Genomic DNA, 20,182 nt, shown 5'->3' on the forward strand with positions numbered 1-20,182 from the left:
AGAACTAAAAACTGTGCTCGGGGCCCGGGTAGGTGCCCAGGCGTACCTCCTCAGCGTAGGCCGTCGCGGCGGCACGCAGCTCGTCGCCGATATTGCCGAAGCGCTTGACGAACTTGGCGGTCTTGCCGCTGGTGTAACCGGCCATGTCCTGCCAGACCAGTACCTGTGCGTCGGTCTCCACGCCGGCGCCGATGCCGACGGTGGGAATGGTCAGCTTGCGGCTGGCCTGGGCGGCCAGCTCGGCCGGGACCATCTCCATGACCACGGCGAACGCACCCGCCTCCTGCACCGCGATGGCGTCGGCGATGAGCTGCTCGGCGCCGTCGCCGCGGCCCTGCACGCGGAATCCGCCCAGGGTGTTCACGCTCTGCGGGGTGAACCCGATGTGCGCCATCACAGGAATACCGGCCGACGTGATCAGGGCGATCTGTTCGGCGACCCGCTCACCGCCCTCGAACTTCACCGCCTGCGCCTGGCCCTCCTTCATGAACCGGGTCGCGGTGGCCAGCGCCTGCTGCGGCGAGGACTCGTAGGTGCCGAAGGGCAGGTCGGCCACCACGAGGGCGTGCGGCGCGCCCCGCACCACGCCGCGGACCAGCGGGAGCAGCTCGTCCACGGTGATCGGGACCGTCGTGTCGTAGCCGTAGACCACGTTGGCCGCGGAGTCGCCGACCAAGAGCACGGGGATGCCCGCTTCTTCGAACAGCCTGGCGGTCGAGTAGTCGTACGCGGTGAGCATGGACCAGCGCTCGCCGTTGGCCTTCATCTGCTGCAAGTGGTGCACCCGGGTCTTGCGCATAGCCTTCTTGGGCTCGGTGGGTGCCGCACCGTAGGCAGGGGTTTCCGAATCGGATACGGACATCTTCGTCCCTTTCGTCTGTGTCGCCTCGGGGCCCATCCGGGTCCCCGGGTTGTCTGACGAAATCCAGTGTGCCAGCTGTCACCGGACCGCATTAAGGGTCTCGACCGATGCAATTGGTCACAGCGGGGCGATCATGGCGCCACATTCGCGGGCCGCTGACCGGTGCGTTGCGCGCGCCGAGCACTCGAGCTGCCACTATCAGGGGATGGGTTTGGTTCGCAGTGGGCGCGGTGCGCTGATGGTGGCGGTGCTGGCGTTGGCGGCGGGGTGCACGATCGACGGCCATCCGACGGGGCCGATGCCGACGCCGCCTGCCGCGTTGGCGAAGTTCTACACGCAGAACGTGGAGTGGGGTGGCTGTGCCGGGTTCGGGTCGCCGGATGATCGTTTCGCGCCCAATACGCAGTGCGCGCGGATCAGTGTGCCGATCGATTACGCCGCCCCGGACGGGCCGACCGCGCAGATCGCCGTCTCGCGGATCAAGGCGACCGGCAAACGCATCGGTTCGCTGCTGATGAACCCCGGCGGTCCGGGGGAGTCCGGGCTGACCATGTCGGCACTGGGCAACAAGACCCTGCTGGCCGAGCGCTTCGACCGGGTCGGCTTCGATCCGCGCGGGGTCGGCTCGTCGACGCCCGCCATCGTCTGCGAGACCGCGCAGGAGCAGGACGCCGAGCGCGCCGAGCCGCCGAAGGACAACACGCCCGAGGGCATCGCCGCGGCGGAGCACGAGAACCGCGAGTACGCGGACCGCTGCACCGAACGCACCGGCAAGGACTTCCTCGCGCACGTCGGCACCCGCGAGGTGGTGCAGGACCTGGACGTGCTGCGCGCGGCGCTGGGCGACGCGAAGCTCAGCTACCTGGGCTACTCGTACGGCACCAAGATCGGTTCGGCGTACGCCGAGAAGTTCCCGGACCACGTCCGCGCGCTGGTCTTGGACGGCGCCATCGACTCCTCGCAGGACCCGGTGCAGGAGTCGCTGCGGCAGGCGGCGGGCTTCCAGAAGGTGTTCGACGCCTACGCCGCGAACTGCACCAGCAAGGCGGACTGCCCGCTCGGCACCGACAAGGCGCAGGCGGTGGATCGGTTCCGCGCGCTGGTGAACCCGTTGTGGGACAAGCCCGTATCGACCACCGACCCGCGTGGACTCAACTACGGTGACGCGCTCACCGGTGTGCGCCAGGCGCTCTACACCAACGAGCTGTGGCCGGTGCTCACCCTCGGCCTGTCCGAACTGCGCGACGGCCGCGGCGACACCCTGCTGCAACTGGCCGACTTGTACGACGGTCGGCGCGACGACGGCAGCTACAGCAACACCACCGACGCGTTCACCGCGATCCGCTGCGTGGACGATCCGCGCATCAGCGACCGGGAAATCACCGGCAAGCAGGACACCGAATACCGCAAGGCGGCGCCGTTCCTGGACGACGGGCACGGCACCGGTGCGGCCCCGCTGGACCAGTGCACCGCCTGGCCGGTGCCGAACACCAGTGAGCCGCATCGGATCTCGGTGGCCGGGTTGCCGAAGACGGTGGTCGTGTCGACCACCGACGACCCGGCGACGCCGTACCAGGCGGGCGTGGACCTGGCGGACCAGTTGGGCGCCGCCCTGGTGACCTACAAGGGCAGCAGGCACACCATCGCGCTCTCGGGTGGCTCGTCCTGCGTGGACGACGCGGTGATCGACTACCTGATCGACCTCACCGAGCCGGAGGCTGGTCTCACCTGCTGATCGAGTGGCGCGGAAGTCTTTTTCCAGCAACAAGCACAGCACACTCAGCGTGTATGTAACACGGATTTAACGCCGGGTGCTTACTCTCGCGGACATGGATCGCCAGAAGGAATTCGTGCTGCGGACGCTCGAAGAGCGGGATATCCGCTTCGTACGTCTCTGGTTCACCGACGTCTTGGGTTACCTGAAGTCCGTCGCGATTGCTCCCGCCGAGCTAGAGGGCGCGTTCGAGGAGGGTATCGGCTTCGACGGTTCGGCCATCGAAGGCTTCGCCAGGGTGTCGGAGGCCGACATGGTCGCCCGGCCCGATCCGTCCACCTTCCAGGTGCTGCCGTGGGCTACCAGCAAGGGCCACCAGCACTCCGCGCGCATGTTCTGCGACATCACCATGCCCGACGGCTCGCCGTCCTGGGCCGACCCGCGCCACGTGCTGCGCCGTCAGCTGAACAAGGCCGCCGATGTCGGGTTCAGCTGCTACGTGCACCCGGAGATCGAGTTCTTCCTGCTGGAGAACGGCCCGGTGGACGGCTCGCAGCCGATCCCGGCCGACTCCGGCGGCTTCTTCGACCAGGCCGTGCACGATTCGGCGCCGAACTTCCGCCGGCACGCGATCGACGCGCTGGAGTCGATGGGCATCTCGGTGGAGTTCAGCCACCACGAGGGCGCGCCGGGTCAGCAGGAGATCGACCTGCGCTACGCCGACGCGCTGTCCATGGCCGACAACGTGATGACCTTCCGCTACCTGATCAAGGAAGTCGGCATCGACGAGGGCGTGCGCGCGACGTTCATGCCCAAGCCGTTCGCCCAGTACCCGGGCTCGGCGATGCACACGCACATGAGCCTGTTCGAGGGCGAGGCCAACGCCTTCCACGATCCGGACGACCCGATCAACCTGTCGAGCACTGCGCGCGCCTTCATCGCGGGCATCCTGGAGCACGCGCCGGAGATCAGCGCGATCACCAACCAATGGGTGAACTCCTACAAGCGGCTCATCCACGGCGGCGAAGCGCCGACCGCGGCCTCGTGGGGCCGGTCGAACCGGTCCGCGCTGGTGCGGGTGCCGATGTACACGCCGAACAAGTCCTCCTCGCGCCGGGTCGAGATCCGCAGCCCTGATTCGGCCTGCAACCCCTACCTGACCTTCGCCGTGCTGCTCGCGGCCGGTCTGCGGGGCATCGAGAAGGGCTACACGCTGCCCCCGGAGGCCGAGGACGACGTTTGGTCGCTCACCGTCGCCGAGCGGCGCGCGATGGGCTTCCGCGAGCTGCCCGGCACGCTGGACGAGGCGTTGCAGGCGATGGAGCGCTCCGAGCTGGTCGCCGAGACGCTCGGCGAGCACGTGTTCGACTTCTTCCTGCGCAACAAGCGCCGGGAGTGGGCGGACTACCGCAGCCAGGTGACGCCGTACGAACTCAAGGAATACCTCGGTCTGTAGCGAGGGCCGCGTTTCCGCAACCGAATGTATGCCCGGCGGCGGGCGAGTCGTCGGTCCTGACCATGTAATTTGAGAGCTATGGTCCGGCCCCCGACTGCCCGCTCCGCTGTCCCCGGCGTCGGTCGGCTCGGATTGCTCGAGCCCACCGCCGCTGCCTCGCTGCGTGAATTGGGCTGGGACAACGTCGAAGCTATTCCCGTGCTCTGGGCGTTGTCGCGGGCGCCCGACGCCGACCTGGCGCTGAACACCCTGATCAAGCTGCGCGAGCGGCTCGAAACCGACTGGGACGAACTGGATTCGGCGATCCGCACGGACACGGCGTTGCGCGGCAGGCTGTTCGCGCTGGTCGGCTCGTCCAGTGCGTTCGCCGATCATCTGGTGGTGGATCCCGCGGCCTGGCACGTCTTGCTGCGCAAGGGGCTACCGACGCGCGATGAGTTGATCGCCGATCTGCTCGACGCGGTGCATGCGGTGCCGGAGCAGGGGCCGGTGGGTGAGCCGGGGACGGAGGCGCTGCTGTTCCGAGCCGGCGAGTCCGGTCCCGAGGTGGTCGCGTTGCTGCGGAAGCGGTATCGCGATCAGCTGATGTTGCTCGCGGCGCTCGATCTGGCGGCGACCGTCGAGAACGAACCGGTGCTGCCGTACCAGGTGGTCGGCCGTCATCTCACCGCGCTCGCCGACGCCGCGCTCACCGCGGCACTGTCGGTGGCGGTGGCGAGGGTCTGCAAGGACGGCCCGGTGCCGGTGCGGCTCGCGGTGATCGCCATGGGTAAGAGCGGCGCGTGCGAGCTGAACTACGTCAGCGATGTCGACGTGGTGTTCGTCGCGGAACCCGCCGACGCCACCGCGACCCGGTTGGCGGCCGAGATGATGAGCGTCGCCAGCGCGGCCTTCTTCGAGGTGGACGCGGCGCTGCGGCCCGAGGGCAAGGCGGGCGCGCTGGTGCGCACGCTGGAGTCGCACGTCGCCTATTACAAGCGGTGGGCCCGGACCTGGGAATTCCAGGCGCTGCTGAAGAACCGGCCGATGACCGGTGACCTGGCGCTCGGCGAGCAGTACCGAGCCGCGCTGATGCCGATGGTGTGGGCCGCCTCCGAGCGACCCGACTTCGTCGCCGACGTGCAGGCGATGCGCCGCCGGGTGGAAGACCTGGTGCCCGCCGACATGCGCGAGCGTGAACTGAAATTGGGCCACGGCAGCCTGCGCGACGTCGAATTCGCCGTCCAGCTCCTGCAATTGGTGCACGGCCGGGTGGACGAGTCGCTGCACGTGCAGGGGACCGTCGAGGCGCTCACCGCGTTGGCTGCGGGCGGTTACGTGGGCCGCGACGATGCCGCGAATCTCACTGCCTCCTATGAGTTCTTGCGGCTGCTCGAACATCGCCTGCAACTGCAACGGTTGCGGCGCACGCATACCCTGCCCGCCACGGACGACGAAGAGGGCATGCGCTGGCTGGCCCGCGCCGCGCACATCCGGCCGGACGGCAGGCAGGACGCGGTCGGTGTGCTCGCCAGCGAGATCCGGCGAAACTCCGTGCGGGTGCGGCGCTTACACGCCAAGCTGTTCTACCGGCCGCTGCTGGAATCGGTGGTCAAGCTGGAGCCCGACGCGTTGCGGCTGAGTCCCGACGCGGCGATCCGGCAGTTGGCCGCGCTGGGTTACCAGGCGCCCGAGCATGCCCTCGGACACCTCAAAGCCCTCACCGGCGGGGTCTCGCGCAAGGGCCGGATCCAGGCGTTGCTGCTGCCGACGCTGCTCGAATGGCTCGGCGACACACCGAATCCCGACGCGGGCCTGCTCGCCTACCGCCGAGTGTCCGAGGGGCTCGACGACCAGATCTGGTTCCTGCGCGAACTGCGCGACGAGGGCGCCATCGCGCAGCGGCTGATGATCGTGCTCGGCTCCTCGGAGTACCTGCCCGATCTGTTGATCAACGCGCCGGACACCATCCGCATGTATGCCGACGGGCCCGGTGGTCCGCTGCTGCTCAGCCCGCAGGCCGAAGACGTCGCGCGCGGCATCATGACGGCCGCCGCCCGCTACGACGACCCGAAACGCGCTGTCGCCGCGGCACGTTCGCTGCGCAGGCACGAGCTGGCCCGGGTGGCCTCGGCGGATCTGCTCGGGATGCTCGACGTCAAACAGGTGTGCCGGGCGCTGTCCTCGGTGTGGGTCGCGGTGCTGGAAGCCTCACTCAAAGCGGTGATTCGGGCGAGCGAGGCCGAGCGGGGCGGCCCCGCGCCCGCCGATATCGCGGTGATCGGCATGGGCCGGCTCGGCGGTATGGAGCTCGGTTACGGGTCCGACGCCGACGTCCTCTTCGTCTGCGACCCCCGGCCGGGCGAGGACGAGGCCAAGGCGGTGAAGTGGGCGATCCACGTCGCCGACAAGGTGCAGCAGCTGCTCGGTGCCCCGAGCACCGATCCGCCGTTGCAGGTGGATGCCGGGCTGCGGCCCGAGGGACGCAACGGCCCGCTGGTCCGTACGCTGGCCGCCTATGCCGCCTACTACCAGTCGTGGGCGCAGCCGTGGGAGGTGCAGGCGCTGCTGCGGGCCCATCAGGTCGCCGGTGATCAGCAGTTGGGTCTGCGCTTCCTGCACGTCATCGACAAGGTGCGGTACCCGAAGGGCGGGGTGTCGACCGAGGCGGTGCGTGAGATCCGGCGGATCAAGGCCCGGATCGACGCCGAACGACTACCCCGCAACGCCAACCCGGCCACCCACACCAAGCTCGGCCGCGGTGGTCTCGCCGACATCGAGTGGACGGTCCAGCTGATGCAGCTGCGCCACGCCCACGAGGTCATCGGACTGCACAACACCTCGACGCTGGAGTCGCTCAACGTCATCGAGCAGACCGAACTGCTCGACGCCGCCGATGTCGCGCTGCTGCGCGACGCCTGGCTCACCGCGACCAAGGCGCGCAACGCTTTGGTGCTGGTGCGCGGCAAGCCCGCCGATCAGTTGCCCGGTCCGGGGCGGCTGCTGTCCGCTGTTGCGCGGGTGGCGGGTTGGCCGAACGACGATGGTAGCGAGTTCCTCGATCACTACATGCGGGTGACGCGGCGGGCGAAAGCGGTGGTGGAGCGCGTCTTCGGGGAATGAGGGTGCGCATCCCGAAAATCGGTGCGGATTCAGCGAGCTAGTTCGGCACCGAAGGCGCGGGCTCGATGCGCAGACCTGTTCGCTCGGCGCGTTTTTCGCCCCACTCGTAGAGGGCGGTCAAGGCGGGGACCAGGCTCCACCCTTCGTCGGTTTTTCGACCGTTTCAAGCCAGGCGTGACCCTCGAGACGATCAACCCGTACCTGCCCGAGGAGGTCGCCAATGTGTGGCGGCTGTGGAAGGCTGGCATCGTGCGGGAGAACTACGCGCGCGCCGACGAACCCGGCGTGGTGATTGTGTTCGAGGTGGACAGCGTCGAAGAAGCGCAAGAGTATGTCGCCGACTTCCCGCTCACCAAGGCGGGTTACCTGGAGTGGACCTACGTTCCGGTCCAGGCGCCGCTGCCGCTGGAGGCGCTGATGGATCCGAAAGTCGACGTCGCCGAGCCCTACGACCGGACCAAGTAAGGACGCAGCCGTGCGCAATGCCTTCGGCCTCAGCATTCCGCAAACCGTCGCCGACGCCTGCGATCCCAGGCGGATCGCGGTAGTGATCTACGACATGCAGGTGGGCATCGTTGGACAGATCGCCGACGGTGACAAGATCGTGCGCGCCTGTGTGCAACTCCGAGATGCCGCGCGCGCCGGTGGTTTTCGGGTCTTCTACACCCGGCACATGTCGCTGCCGATCGCCGCGTCCGGCGTCGCGCAGCTGCGGACCGCCATGCAATGGCAGCGGGTGGACGACCCGAACGAGCTGCGCTCCAGCTTCCCGCAGGGCTCGCCGCAATACCAGCTCATCCCGGAGCTGACACCCGACGCCGACGAGATGGTCTTCGACAAGATCACCATGTCCGCGTTCGCGGCGACACCGCTCGATATCGCGTTGCGCGACTGCGGGATCGACAGCTACGCCATCGCGGGCATCGCCATGGAGGTCGGCATCGAACCCACGGTCCGGCACAGCCTGGACCTCGGGTATCTGCCGATCATAGTCACCGACGCGTGCGGGGCCGGGCATCCCGAGGCGGCCGAAAGAGCCTACGCGACATTGGAATTCGCGGGCGGCTCGCTCACCACCGATACCGCCGCCCTGGTCGAGCTGATGACGCCGCGCTGACCGCCCGCCGCACCCTCGTGGGCCGTCCGCTGATCTCGAGCGGTGACCGGCAGCTCCGCGGCAAGTACGGCCGGCTAGCCGCCAGCACAGGTTGAACGCCACACAACCCTTGCTTGCCGTCGTCGGCGGCACCCAGCGGCTGTCGATCGCGCGCACCCCGGTGGTGGCACCGCTCGGTGCGCAATATGGCTTGGTGGCCTGGGGAATGCGCGAGAGGTACCGGCGGCACGATCAGCAGTCGGAACGCTCGAGCAGAGAGCGGGTTACGCGCTGGTGAGTTCCTGGAACCGGTCGACGAAGACGCGGATCGCCTGCCGGTCTTCGTCGAGCTCGGGACGGTGGCCGTGCTCAGCGGTCACCGTCACCGTGCTGCCCGCACGCAGTCGCAGCACATCCCAGCACGATGGCAGTAAGGGTGCATGCACGCTGCGCCCATTGCAGCTGACGGTGATGCGAGAGGTGTAGCCGATCATCCCGGCGAGGAGCTCTTCGGCGCTCTCGGCCGTGAGTGGACCTGCGATGCGAAACTCTTCGACGTACATGGGGCCCTCCAGCGTTCGCGCCCAGTTTATGCGGTCGATCGTGAACCGCACGAGAACCGCACGGTCGGCACACAGCATCTCCACACGTCCCGCATAGGGTCGGGGCATGCCGAAATGGTTGGAGCGGGTGGTGCTCGGGGTGGGTTGGTGCGCGCTGACGGCGGGAGTCGTCGGGGTTGTGCTGCATTTCGGGGCCTGGCAGCAAAAGTTACTGGTCTTGGTTGCGTCGGGGGCGTCCTATCTGATGGTGGGCGCGCTCGTCGCGCTGGTGTTCTTCCTGATCGCGAAGGGCTGGCGGAGTGCAGGGATAGCCGGGGTGCTGGTGGGGGTGGTGCTGTGGACGTTGGCACCCGCGTTCCTGCCTGCGGGGCGGGCGGCGAGCGGGCCCGAGGTCACGGTGCTGCAGTCCAACCTGCTGTTCGGGAAGGCGGACGTCGACGCGGTGGCGCGGGCGGTGCGCGACAACAACGTCGACGTGCTGACCGTGAACGAGCTGACCAACGCCGCCGTAGACCGGCTGGCCGCGGCGGAACTCGGTGCGCTGCTGCCATATTCGTATCTGCAGCCGACCGCCGACGGTGGTGGCGGCACCGGCATCTACAGCCGATACCCGTTGCGCGACACCAAGAAATACGACGGCTTCATCCTGAACCAGGTGTCCGCGACGATGGAGCATCCCGATCGCGGACCGATCGCGGTGTTCGCATTCCACCCGATTCCGCCGCCGATGAACTTCTCGGACTGGCTGGCGGAGATGCGGCGGATCCGCGAAATCCTCGACGCGCAACAGGGACCCGCGATCGTCGGCGCGGATCTCAACGCGACCCGCGATCACGCGGCGTATCGCGAACTGCTGCACGGTCGCTTCGCCGCCGCGGCCGATCAGGCGGGCGCCGGACTGCTGCTGACGTTCCCGGACGACCGGCGGTGGGGCCCGATCATCGGCATCGATCACGTCCTGCTCGCCGACGCCACGGCGCAGGAAGTGCGGACGTTCAGCGTCCCCGGCTCCGATCATCGCGCCTTGCTCGTGCGCGCTCGGTTGAATTGAGCTCGCGGGCAAGGGTACTGCCGATCGGGTAACGATCGGCCGTTGGTTGCTACGTGCGCGGGGTACTCGGCGATTATCGTGAGAATGCTCGGTGTATCGACAGCTGTACTGCTCCGGGCCCTCGCACGCGTCGGGCGTGCACGGTACTCGGGGAGGCCCGTGGATGATGAGTACACAACGACTGCGGTTCGGTGCGGTCGCCCTGCTCGCGCTGTTCGGCGCGGTACTGGCCGGCTGCGGGCAGGGCGTGCAGATCCCGCCCACCCCGACCACCACTGCGCCATCCACCGAAACCGACTGGGAAGTAGCCGGTTCGATGACGGCCACCGGTCCGAACGGCCCACGCAAGGGTGTGCCGGACGCGCCGCTCACCGCGATCAACGGTGACGGCGGCAGGTACGACAAGCTCGCGCTCAACTCCCTCGCCGACCTGCAGGAGTTCTGGACGGCGGCGTATCCGGAGAACTTTCCGGGCGCCTTTACCCCGGTGTCGGAGTTCTACTCCTGGGACGCGAAGGCGCCCCGGCAGCAGGCGATCGAGTTCTGCGGCGAGAGCACCTATCACGTGGTGAACGCCGCCTATTGCAGTGCGGACCACACCATCGGCTGGGACCGCGGCGTGCTGATGCCGGCGGTGGCGGAGAAGTTCGGCGAGATGGCGGTGGTGATGGTGCTCGCGCACGAATACGGCCACGCCATTCAGCGGCAGGCCAGGCTCGCTGGTCTGCGGACACCGACGCTGGTGCTGGAGCAGCAGGCCGACTGCCTCGCCGGAGTCTTCTTACGCCATGTGGCCGAAGGGGATTCGGCGCACTTCACCTTGAACACCACCGACGGACTCAACGCCGTCCTCGGTGCCACGGTAGCCATCCGGGACCAGGATCCGAGCGATCCCAGCAATGCGCACGGGTCGGCGTTCGAGCGGGTGACGGCCGTGCAGATCGGTTATTCCGATGGCGCGCAAGGCTGTAAGACGCTCACCACGCAGCAGATCGCGCAGCGCCGCGGCAAGTTGCCCGTCACGTTCGAGCCGGGTGAGCAGTTCCTGCCGCAGCTTCCGGTTACTGTGCCCTCGCTGCAAAGCGTGAGCCAGGTCCTGAGCAGGATCTTCCCGCTCAGCACGCCACCTCGGTTCGACTACTCGGGGGTGGTGCGGGACTGCTCGAATGCCACTCCCACCGAACCGGTTTCGTACTGTCCCGGCACGAACACGATCGGCACCGCGGTGCCCGCCCTGGCCAGCCGCGGTGCGCCGACCAAGGACGGCCTGGATCCGCTCTCGGCGGCGGTGAACGGCGACTACAACGCCTTCGTCATCTTCGTGTCGCGGTATGTCCTTGCGGTGCAACACGATCGCAAGCTCGGTTTGACCGGCGCGGAGACCGCGGGGCTGCGCACCGCCTGCCTGTCCGGTGTGGTGACCACCGCGCTCAGCGAGCCGGGCAGCGACCCGCGGCTGTCGGCGGGCGACCTCGACGAGGCCGTCTCCGAACTGCTGAGCGAGGGACGCACCGCCAGCGACGTCAACGGCAAGGTGGTACCGAGCGGATATCAACGGGTGGAGGCCTTCCGCACCGGCGTGCTGGAAGGTGAAAAGGCCTGCTTGTCGCGCTACAAGTAAGCGCTACACCGGCAGCGATCGCAGCGCGGCCAGGGTGGTCGCCACCGCGCGGGCCGCCTCGGCGCCCTTCGTCACGAAGTGCTCGGTGAAGTACGTGACGTGCTCGCTGTGCTCGTGGAAGTGGTGCGGCGTGAGCACCACCGAGAACACCGGTACGTCGGTGTCCAGCTGCACCCGCATCAGTCCGTCGATCACCGCGGACGCCACGAAGTCGTGCCGGTAGATGCCGCCGTCCACGACCAGCGCGGCCGCGACGACCGCCGCGTACCTGCCCGAGCGCGCGAGACGCTGGGCGTGCAGCGGGATCTCGAACGCGCCGGGCACCTCGAACATCTCGACGGCGGCCGGGTCGTAGCCGAGCTCGGCGTACTCGGCGGTGAAGCCCTCGTAGGCCTTGCCGACGATCGAGCTGTGCCAGCTGGCGCGAATGAACGCGACGGATCCGGTGGTTCCCATCCCCGAATCTTACTTACCGGTAACGTGCGCTTCCAGCCAGTCCACCACGTCGCCGAGCACCTTGTCCTTCTCGGGTTCGTTGAAGATCTCGTGGTAGAGGCCGTCGTAGCGGATCACGGTGAGATCCTTCGAGCCCGCGCCCCGCTCGATCAGATCGGTGCTGGACGGGGCGGCGATCGCGTCCGCGGTGCCGTGTAGCGCCAGGACCGGCACCGTGAGTTTCGGCAGCCGCTCTTTGACGAGGAACGTGGTGTTCAGGATCTCGGCGGCGGTGCGGGCGGGCAGCTTGCCCCGATACACCAGCGGGTCGTTGTCGTAGGCGCGGATCACCTCGGGGTCGCGGCTGATCTGCGACGAATCCAGTTTGAGCACACCGAGATTCGGGGTCAATCGGGTCAATACCGGGGCGAGCGCGCGTTGCGCGGGGTTACCCGCCGAGATGTCCAGCGGCGGTGCGGAAACCACGATGCCCGCCACATCGATCGGCCTGCGGGTGGCCAGGTGCAGCACGATCAGGCTGCCCATCGAGTGGCCGACCAGGAAGCGGGGGACGCCGGGGTGTTCGCGGGTCGCGATGTCGAGCATGGCGGCCACGTTGTCGGCGGCGCCGTCCAGCGAACCGATATTGGCCTTGCTGCCCGCGGACTTGCCGTGGCCGATGTGGTCGAGCGCGTAGACCGCGAACTCGGCGGCGGCGAGGCGCCGGCCGACATGGGTGTAGCGGCCGGAGTGTTCGGCGACGCCGTGCACGAGGACGATCACGCCGCGTGCGGGGGTGTCGGGGAGCCAGGCGCGCCAGGCGATGCCGCTGCCGGTGCCGTCGAATCGGCCGGTCCGGGTGTGGATCTGCGGTTCGGCGTCGCCACTGGCCTTCGGCTCGGTCGTCATGCATCGGCTCCTGTGGTCGGCGCGGGGCCCGACGGCTGCGCGAACTGCGCGATCAGCCGCCGGTTGAACTCGATGAGTCGAGCGTAGTTGACCAGGGAGAGGCGCTCGTCGGTTCCGTGGATCGATGCGATATCGCGTGCGCCGAGCACGATCGGGGCGAAGTTGCAGCGGGTGCCCGCGAGGTCGTGGTAGTGCCGTGAGTCGGTGGCGCCGGGCACGATGCCGGTGGTGACGACGACGCCGGGGACGATGGCCCGCGCGATGTCGGCGATCACGTCGAACGCAGGCCCCGGTGCGGCGTGCACCGTCGGCTCGGACGCCATGCCCTCCGCTTCGATCCGAACACCCTTGTCGCGCACCACCTTCCGGCAATGCGCCAGCACCGACTGGACCGAATCGCCGGGCAGGATGCGGAAATTGACGAAGGCCTCGGCATGCTGGGGCAGCACATTCGCCTTCACGCCGCCGCGGATCACCGTGGGGGCGGTGGTGGTGCGCACCATCGCCTCGGTCTGCGGCCGCATCGCCATCACCCGGGTGACCAGCGGTGCGGCGAGACCGGCCAGGCCGAGCAGCCTGCTGCGCGACGCGGGCATCGCGTGCCGCAACCTGGCCAGCATGTCGGCGGTCACCGGCGTCATCCGCAACGGCATCGGATGATCCTGGATGCGGCTCACCGCCCGCGCGATCCGGCCGACCGCGGTCTGCTTGCCCGGCATGGACGAATGTCCGCCGACCTCGCTGACCGACAGTTGCACTGTCGCATAACCCTTCTCGCCGAGCATGATGCTGGCGACCGGTTGCTCGACCCCCTCGGCGACGCCCTCGGTGATCATGCCGCCCTCGTCGAGCAGCAGGTCGGCCTGTACGCCGTCGCGACGAAGGCGCTCCGCCATGTGCATCGCGCCGGTGTCGCCGAACACCTCTTCGTCGTGGCCGAAAGCCAGGAAGATGGTGTGCCGCGGGCGAACTCCCGCCGCCAACGCCGACTCGACCGCCTCCAGGATCGCCAGCAGCCTGCTCTTGTCGTCGATCGCGCCACGGCCCCAGATGAATTCGTCATCGATCACGCCCGCGAACGGCGGATGGGTCCAGCGCTGGGGGTCGTCCACCGGCACCACGTCCTGGTGGGCGAGCAGGATCGCGGAGACGCGCTCGGGCTCGACGCCGGGCCAGCGGTAGAGCCTGCTGTAGCCGAATCGCTCCAGCTCGAGCTCAGCGTGTACCCGCGGAAAAGATTGCTCGAGGTGTGCGGAAAGTTGTACGAAGGCCGCATCGTCGACGTGTTTCGGATCGTCGGTGGACACGGTGACGCACCGTAATGCGGCGGCGAGGCGCTCTGCGGTGCGGTGGTCGACGGGGTCCGTCATCGGGCACCGGTGCGGTTCGGCAAATTCATGGACACCGTCGCATTGTTCAGCATGGCCGGGGCGAGCGGGATGGTCTTCTCGTTTCGCCACTTCACGATGCCCTCGGTCATGCCGCCGACGAGGTCCGGCGTGCGGGTCCCCGTCAGCAAGGGGAGCTCGATCCGCGCTTCGGTGACGGTGACCTGGGCGAAGGCGGGCGTGTGTGACCAGACGTCGTCGACGACGTCGGTGACGCGCACGCCGATCCGGTGGCCCGCCGCGATCGGCCAATCCTGGGCCAGCAGGCGGACTTCGGCGGTGTCGCCGCCGACGGGTGCGATGCCGCGGGTGATGACGGTGGCCTGGTTGTCGGGGGCGATGTCGTAGAGCTCCACCGCGACAGTGGCATTGGCCGGACCGTTCACCCGCAGCGACGCCGACGGCATGCCGGACAGGTGCTGGGCCTGGGCCAAAGGTTCGGAGACCGACCAGAATTCGCGGTCCGGGCCGGGCAGCAGGCCGCGGTCGGTGTAGCCGCCGGGGCGCAGCTCGACCGGTATGCGGGCGGCATCAGCAGGCGGCCATGCGGTTTCGGCGCGCCAGTTGCCGTCGAACTGGCCCACCGTGATCCGTGGGCCGGGCACCTGCACATCGCGGCCTGCGACGTGCTTGTCGAAGAAGGCGAGCAGCTCGGTATCGAAATGCGGTGTGCCGCACTTGTCGTGGCAGGTGCGGTGGCCCCACTGGCCGAACCACGCCTTGTGGTCGCCGGGGCCGAGGCCGTTCCACAGGTCGAACACGCGGTAGGCGCGGGTGTTGTAGTCGACGAAGCCCTGACCGAGGAACAGGGGAATAGTGTTGCCGCGCAACGGGCCCACCAGATCGCGGTCGCGCCAGAAGGAAGAGTTGCCGTCGTGATTGGTCATGTCGGCCAGGTACTGCTGGTAACACTGCATCGGCAGTTGGGCCGCAGCGGCTTGGTATTCGGGTAGATCCTCCGGGCGGGCCGGGGTCGACGCGATCAGCAGGTGCTCCAGTCCGGCGAGATCGGCTGGGCGTACGCCGTTCTCGGTGATCGGCTTGCCCGAGAACTTCCACGAGATGCCCTGCATGTACAGGTACGAATATGGGTCTACCACCGGTTCGAACGACGCGACCGCCGCCAAGCCCTTCGGCTTCGTCGCCAGGCCCATCAAGCCGGTCCACGCCTCGTAGGAGACGCCGAACATGCCGACCTTGCCCGTGGACCACGGTTGGTTCGCGGCCCACTCCACCGCGGTCGCGACGTCGGATCGTTCGCCGGGGCCGCCGAAATCCGGGCAGCCGGTAGAGCCGCCGAAACCGCGCAGATCGACGACCACATAGGTGTAGCCGGCGCGCAGGAACATGTCCGCCTGCAGGTTGTCGGTGGACGGGCCGCCGCGCAGCCGGGGCTCACTCAGATACGCCAGGTGGGCACGGTACGGACTGACGGTGAGGACGACTGGCGTGCGCACGTCGTCGGCGATGCCCGCCGGACGCAGAATGTCCGCGTGCAGCCGAGTGCCGTCCGGCGCATCGAGAAACGCCTGCCGCCACTGGAACGGCTCCGACAGCGGCTCCGCCCCCGCCGTCACCGGCGTGGTCACAGCCAACAGCAGCAACAGCCCGCACAAGGCGCGCACCAGGACCGTTCGTTCGCTCACCATAGGACTATCGAGTGTGCCCGGACGACCGTCCAGCCCCTGGAACCGGGGTGGTCTGTTGGTGGGGGTCCCCGAGGAGCGCAGCCGATGCGGTTTGTCGGATGGCCGGTGCAGCTGTGGGCGGCGGTCCACCAGGTCGCCACCTCGGTCCGGGGCGGAGTCTCAGTAGCTACACGGTCGCGCCGGGTGGCGTTGCCGGTCGGGCTGTGCGCGTTGCGGTTGCGGAATGCCGGGCTACCTCGGGTGGCCTGCTGGAGTCTCGGCGGCCGGCAAGCACGATGTGGGCGTGCTGGCTGGGGTCGGCACTCCTCTGGCGCCGGCGCCCGAGGTGTTGCCAATCCGCCGGGCGGGCGCCATGCCGTGTTCACTCCGGGCCGCCAGCATGGGCCATATGTCGGAGGCTGTGGGCGTGCAGGACAGCGGCCCTGTCGATGTGGTCGCGGTGGGGACAATTTCTCTCGCGCTGTTCGCGGCGTTGCTGTTCGCGGTGTCGGCGGCGTTGCAGCAGGGGGCGGCGCGGCAGGCTGCTACCGAAGCCGGGCAAGGTCGGTTTCTGGTGATCGTGGGGATTGCTCGTCGGTTGGTCACCGATCGGCGGTGGTTGGCGGGGCAGGGTGCGAATGTGGCGGGGTTCGTGGTGCATGCGGTGGCGCTGCGGGTCGGGGCGATCGCGGTGGTGCAGGCGCTGCTGGTGGTGCAGCTGCTGTTCGCGTTGCCGTTCGCGGCGGCGCGGCGCAGGCGGGCGTTGCTCGGGCGGGATTGGGCGGGGACCGCTTTCGTGTGTGCGGGGTTGATTCTGCTGGTCGGACAGAGTGCGCCGGGGCATGCGGAGGTGCGGCCGGAGTTGCTGCCCGGGGTCGGTGTGGGTGTGTTCCTGGGGATCGTCGTGTTGGTCGCCGTGTCGCGTCTGACGAAGTCGACGCAGTTGCGGTCGGCGTTGGTCGCGGTGGCGGCGGGTTGCTGCTTCTCGACCACGGCGGTGCTGGTGGTCATCGCGACGACGGTGCTCCCTGATCCGAGTTGGCCGCTGCTGGGGATTCCGGTGTCGACCGTCCTTGGCGGACTGCTCACGCAGGAGGCGTACGCCAGAGGTTCGCTGCCCACCGCGCTCACCGCGATGACGATCACCGACCCGGTGCTCAGTTACGCGGCAGGTCTGACTCTGTTCGCGGTGACTGTTCATCCGCGTCCGGTGCTACTGATCCTGGCGGCTGTGCTGGTGATCGCCGGGATCGCGTTGCTGGCGAACTCACCCACGTTGCATGACGAACTGGACCCGTCACCGTCGGATCAGCCGGTGTGTGAACGGGTCTCGTAGTTGAAGTTTCGGTGTGGGCGTCCAAGGGCAGCACCGAGATTCGATTCACAACCATGCCGCCGATGCCGCGATTCGGGAAGGACTGACTGCCGCGCTTCGAGAAGGACCGCCGCGATTCGAGGAGGACTGACTGCCGCGATTCGGGGAGGACCGCCGCGATTCGGGGAGGACTGCCGCCGATTCGAGAACGACGAGTCTGGAACCGCACGGGTGGACATGGCGGCGGGTCTACTCGGACTTTGCCGCCGCCGTGTCCCCCTGAGCATGGTTGTGTGGTCAGGCTGAGCGGGCAGGGGATTCATAGTCGGCGTACAGGGCGAGCATGCCTGTGACCGTGGCTGACCACGGGAAACGTTCTGCCGCGAGGCGGGCGGCGTGACGGCGCTGCGGGGCGGGGATCGTCAGGAGCTGGCGGACGCCGCCGGCCAAGCCCTGCGGAGTGCCATCGGAGACGATGCCGGAACCGCGGGCGTCGACGAGTTCACGCGCGGCGCCCGCGTCGGGGACTACGACGGGGGTGCCGCAGGCGAGAGATTCCAGGACCGCGAGGCCGAAAGTCTCAGCGGGGGAGGGGAATATCGCGATATCGGCGTTGGCCACCAGGGTTGCCATGGTGGCGCGATCGGTGAGGTGACCGTGGAAGACCACCGGGAGCCCGATAGCCAGGCGCTCGAGCCGAGGCCGCAGCGGGCCGTCGCCGATGACCGCGAGTTCGCAGCGCAGACCGGACTCGACCAGTACCCGCACCGCCTCGATCGCACGTTCGGCCCGCTTCTCCTTGGACAGCCTGCTCACCAGCACCAGGCGTACCGGATCGCCAGCGGCCCAGGGTGTTTCGGTGGGGCGGAAGGTGGTCAGGTCGACGCCCAGCGGGACGCGACGCACATTGGTGGCCCCGATCCGAGCGAACTCCGCCGTCGCGAAACTCGAAGTGACCACCACCTTCTCGGCCCGCACGCAGAGGCGGCGATTGGCGAGGTCGGCGGCGGCGGTCAACGGGAAACCAGGTGGCACGCGCGTGCGCAGGATGGCGTCGATACGTTCGTGCGAGAACAGCACCAGCGGCACACCGACACCGCGCGCCCACGGGGCAAGCCACCGCACACTCAGCTTGTCGCTGCACTCCAGCACATCCGGCCGCAACCCATCCAGGATCGCCCGAGTTCGCCGAGCAGTCAGCACGTGATACCCACCCGCCCCGAACTTCGGACTGTGCACGGTAATCCGCCGCCCCGACACCGTCGACTCATCGCCATCCGCCGGCCCCGGAACCACCAGCACCCGATCATGCCCCGCAGCCAGATACCCCCGACCGATCTCATCGAGACAGGTCCGCAGTCCCCCGGAGGCGGGGGTGTAGAAGTTGGCGATCTGCACGATTCGCATCAGCTGTCCGCCGCTCTGACCAAGTCGGCGTAGGTGGTTGCTCGAGCGCCCGCGTGCAGGGCGGCGTCGATGGCGCGCAAGGTGGCGTCGCGGAGGCCGGGGCAGTGCAGGTCGTCCGGGTGTAAGGCGAGGCGCACGAGTCCGCCGCGTGCCGCGTTGCGGCGGGCCATGGTGACCAGCATGGTGGCGCCGAAGCGTTCGGACCAGCCGCCGCCGGGGCGGTGCGAGAGGGCGAAACCACAATGGCGGCGACCGGTTCGCAGGTCCTTTGCGCCGAAGTGGTCCGTGGTGTGCGAGAAGCCTGCCTCGCGTAGTGCTTGTTCCGCTGCGGGTGAGGCGAGCCAGCCGGGCGGAGTGAAACCCGTTGTCGACAGGCCGGATTCAGCCATCACCGCGTTGGCTTCCTGGAGCTTGACGGCCGCCTCGCCAGTGGAGAGCGCGGCGAATTCTGCCGCGCCGCGCGCCACCGCACGGCCCAGCGCCCGTCGCGGCCACCCACCCTCGGGCCCGGCCCGATGCGACCACCCATGCACCATGATCTCGTCCCCACCGGCTCGCCGTTCCCGCAAAAAATCCGCGTAATCCGGCCGCTCGGCCAACCCCGCACCCCGCCACGGACCCGGAATAACCAACAGCGACACCGGAATCCCGAACCCATCGGCATCCGCACACCACCGCGCCGTCTCCGCCGAACTAGCAGGCGCGACGTCATGAACGCTCACCACCAACCGCGCACCCACGCACCGCAAACTAACACCACCCGGTAGCCACCAGCTGAACAGCAAACCGCCGAAACCCAACGGATCAGCACCCCGCCCCAGCGGGACATCCCCGCGCGCTCACTCGCGGTTCACCGCCACCACCTCCCGCTCGGAGAACAACTCGACCCCGCTGCGCGTCGAGCGGGACACCATGGCGGGCTTACTCGCGATGGACCGCCGGCGTGTCCCGCTGGGTGAGCGGCTGTGCGTCAAGTGGGACATCGCGGCGCGCTCACCCGCAATTCGTCGCCACTTTGTTCCGCTGGGTTATCGGTTCCGTCTCGCCGCCGGCCGAGCGAACATCACGGCGTGCTTTACCCGCAGGTGGTCGCTGCCATGTCCCGCTCGGTGAGCAGTTCGACCCCGCTGCGCGTCGAGTGGGACACCATGGCGGGCTTACTCGCGATGGACCGCCGCCGTGTCCCGCTGGGTGAGCGGCTGTGCGTCGAGCGGGGCATCGCGGCGCGCTCATTCGGGGTTCGCCGCCACGTTGTCCCGCTGGGTGACCGGCTCGGCTTCGCTGTGCGTCGAGTGGGACGTCATGGCGTGCTCACTTGCGGCTCGCCGCCGCTATGTCCCGCTGGGTGATCGGCTCGGCCCCGCTGCACGCCGAGCGGGAGACCATGGCGGGCTTACTCGCGATTGGCCGCCGCGTTGTCCCGCTGCGTGACCGGCTGTGCGTCGAGTGGGACATCGTGGCGTACTCACTCGGGGTTCGTCGCCACGTTGTCCCGCTGGGAGAGTAGTTCCGTCTTGTTGTGCGCCGAACGGGACATCACGGCGTACTGACCGGTGCGTCGCCACCGTGAAGTCCTGTTCGATACCTGCGCGGCGTACCGGCTTACGGCCGAAGACGGTGCTGGCCAACGCTGCA

Annotated in this window: 16 protein-coding genes; 8 read left to right on the forward strand and 8 right to left on the reverse strand. The window is 68.5% G+C overall.

Annotation, left to right across the window (positions count from 1 at the left end):
• Positions 1-4: 4 nt before the first annotated feature.
• Positions 5-862 (reverse strand): 3-methyl-2-oxobutanoate hydroxymethyltransferase, encoded by an 858-nt coding sequence (gene panB / locus NN4_RS28500; RefSeq protein WP_107655056.1) that lies wholly within the window; start codon positions 860-862, stop codon positions 5-7.
• 205 nt (positions 863-1,067) lie between these two features.
• Here panB and NN4_RS28505 point away from each other — a divergent pair, with 205 nt between their 5' ends.
• The 5 genes from NN4_RS28505 (at position 1,068) to NN4_RS28525 (ending at position 8,251) form a co-directional block, all read left to right on the forward strand.
• On the forward strand, positions 1,068-2,597 hold the full coding sequence (locus tag NN4_RS28505; protein WP_147137944.1) for an alpha/beta hydrolase: 1,530 nt from the start codon (positions 1,068-1,070) through the stop codon (positions 2,595-2,597).
• Positions 2,598-2,691: 94 nt separating this feature from the next.
• Positions 2,692-4,032, forward strand: coding sequence for a glutamine synthetase family protein (locus NN4_RS28510; protein ID WP_107655058.1), 1,341 nt, complete (start codon positions 2,692-2,694; stop codon positions 4,030-4,032).
• 78 nt (positions 4,033-4,110) lie between these two features.
• Entirely contained in the window at positions 4,111-7,134 is a 3,024-nt protein-coding gene (locus tag NN4_RS28515) for a bifunctional [glutamine synthetase] adenylyltransferase/[glutamine synthetase]-adenylyl-L-tyrosine phosphorylase (RefSeq protein WP_147137947.1), read from the forward strand.
• Between the two features lie 174 nt (positions 7,135-7,308).
• Positions 7,309-7,599, forward strand: a complete 291-nt coding sequence (locus NN4_RS28520) for a YciI family protein (protein WP_147137950.1) — start codon at positions 7,309-7,311, stop codon at positions 7,597-7,599.
• Positions 7,600-7,609: 10 nt separating this feature from the next.
• On the forward strand, positions 7,610-8,251 hold the full coding sequence (locus tag NN4_RS28525) for a cysteine hydrolase family protein (protein WP_147137953.1): 642 nt from the start codon (positions 7,610-7,612) through the stop codon (positions 8,249-8,251).
• A gap of 263 nt (positions 8,252-8,514) precedes the next feature.
• On the opposite strand, the gene NN4_RS28530 is transcribed toward NN4_RS28525, so the two are convergent.
• Positions 8,515-8,901, reverse strand: a complete 387-nt coding sequence (locus tag NN4_RS28530; protein WP_147137956.1) for an HPr family phosphocarrier protein — start codon at positions 8,899-8,901, stop codon at positions 8,515-8,517.
• On the opposite strand from NN4_RS28530, the gene NN4_RS28535 reads away from it, so the two are divergent.
• Together NN4_RS28535 and NN4_RS28540 are read left to right on the forward strand one after the other, a co-directional pair.
• Positions 8,900-9,844: an endonuclease/exonuclease/phosphatase family protein gene (locus NN4_RS28535; protein WP_147137959.1), complete on the forward strand. Its 945-nt coding sequence runs from the start codon at positions 8,900-8,902 to the stop codon at positions 9,842-9,844. The genes NN4_RS28530 and NN4_RS28535 overlap by 2 nt on opposite strands.
• A 166-nt stretch (positions 9,845-10,010) precedes the next feature.
• Positions 10,011-11,465, forward strand: coding sequence for a neutral zinc metallopeptidase (locus NN4_RS28540; protein ID WP_186818674.1), 1,455 nt, complete (start codon positions 10,011-10,013; stop codon positions 11,463-11,465).
• A gap of 3 nt (positions 11,466-11,468) precedes the next feature.
• Here NN4_RS28540 and NN4_RS28545 read toward each other — a convergent pair whose 3' ends face one another.
• From NN4_RS28545 to NN4_RS28560, 4 genes are read right to left on the reverse strand one after another with little or no spacing between them, the layout of a single operon-like run.
• Entirely contained in the window at positions 11,469-11,921 is a 453-nt protein-coding gene (locus NN4_RS28545) for a 6,7-dimethyl-8-ribityllumazine synthase (RefSeq protein WP_147137965.1), read from the reverse strand.
• Positions 11,922-11,930: 9 nt separating this feature from the next.
• The gene (locus NN4_RS28550; RefSeq protein WP_147137970.1) at positions 11,931-12,809 is read right to left on the reverse strand and encodes an alpha/beta hydrolase; all 879 of its coding nucleotides are present in this window, start codon (positions 12,807-12,809) and stop codon (positions 11,931-11,933) included.
• Complete coding sequence (locus NN4_RS28555) at positions 12,806-14,179, reverse strand: M20/M25/M40 family metallo-hydrolase (protein ID WP_147137972.1); 1,374 nt, start codon at positions 14,177-14,179, stop codon at positions 12,806-12,808. The genes NN4_RS28550 and NN4_RS28555 overlap by 4 nt, the downstream gene beginning before the upstream one ends.
• A complete protein-coding gene (locus NN4_RS28560) occupies positions 14,176-15,846 on the reverse strand; it encodes a CocE/NonD family hydrolase (RefSeq protein WP_147137975.1) in 1,671 nt (556 codons plus the stop codon). The genes NN4_RS28555 and NN4_RS28560 overlap by 4 nt, the downstream gene beginning before the upstream one ends.
• A gap of 388 nt (positions 15,847-16,234) precedes the next feature.
• Between NN4_RS28560 and NN4_RS28565 the strand changes: the two genes are divergently transcribed.
• A complete protein-coding gene (locus NN4_RS28565) occupies positions 16,235-17,161 on the forward strand; it encodes a DMT family transporter (RefSeq protein WP_147137978.1) in 927 nt (308 codons plus the stop codon).
• Positions 17,162-17,437: 276 nt separating this feature from the next.
• On the opposite strand, the gene NN4_RS28570 is transcribed toward NN4_RS28565, so the two are convergent.
• Together NN4_RS28570 and NN4_RS28575 are read right to left on the reverse strand one after the other, a co-directional pair.
• The gene (locus NN4_RS28570) at positions 17,438-18,547 is read right to left on the reverse strand and encodes a glycosyltransferase (protein ID WP_147137981.1); all 1,110 of its coding nucleotides are present in this window, start codon (positions 18,545-18,547) and stop codon (positions 17,438-17,440) included.
• Entirely contained in the window at positions 18,547-19,287 is a 741-nt protein-coding gene (locus NN4_RS28575) for a DUF2334 domain-containing protein (RefSeq protein ID WP_246181136.1), read from the reverse strand. The genes NN4_RS28570 and NN4_RS28575 overlap by 1 nt, the downstream gene beginning before the upstream one ends.
• Positions 19,288-20,182: the final 895 nt, after the last annotated feature.

Origin of the sequence: Nocardia ninae NBRC 108245, from assembly GCF_007990755.1 — a bacterium.
In the GTDB taxonomy this organism is placed as follows: Bacteria; Actinomycetota; Actinomycetes; order Mycobacteriales; family Mycobacteriaceae; genus Nocardia; species Nocardia ninae.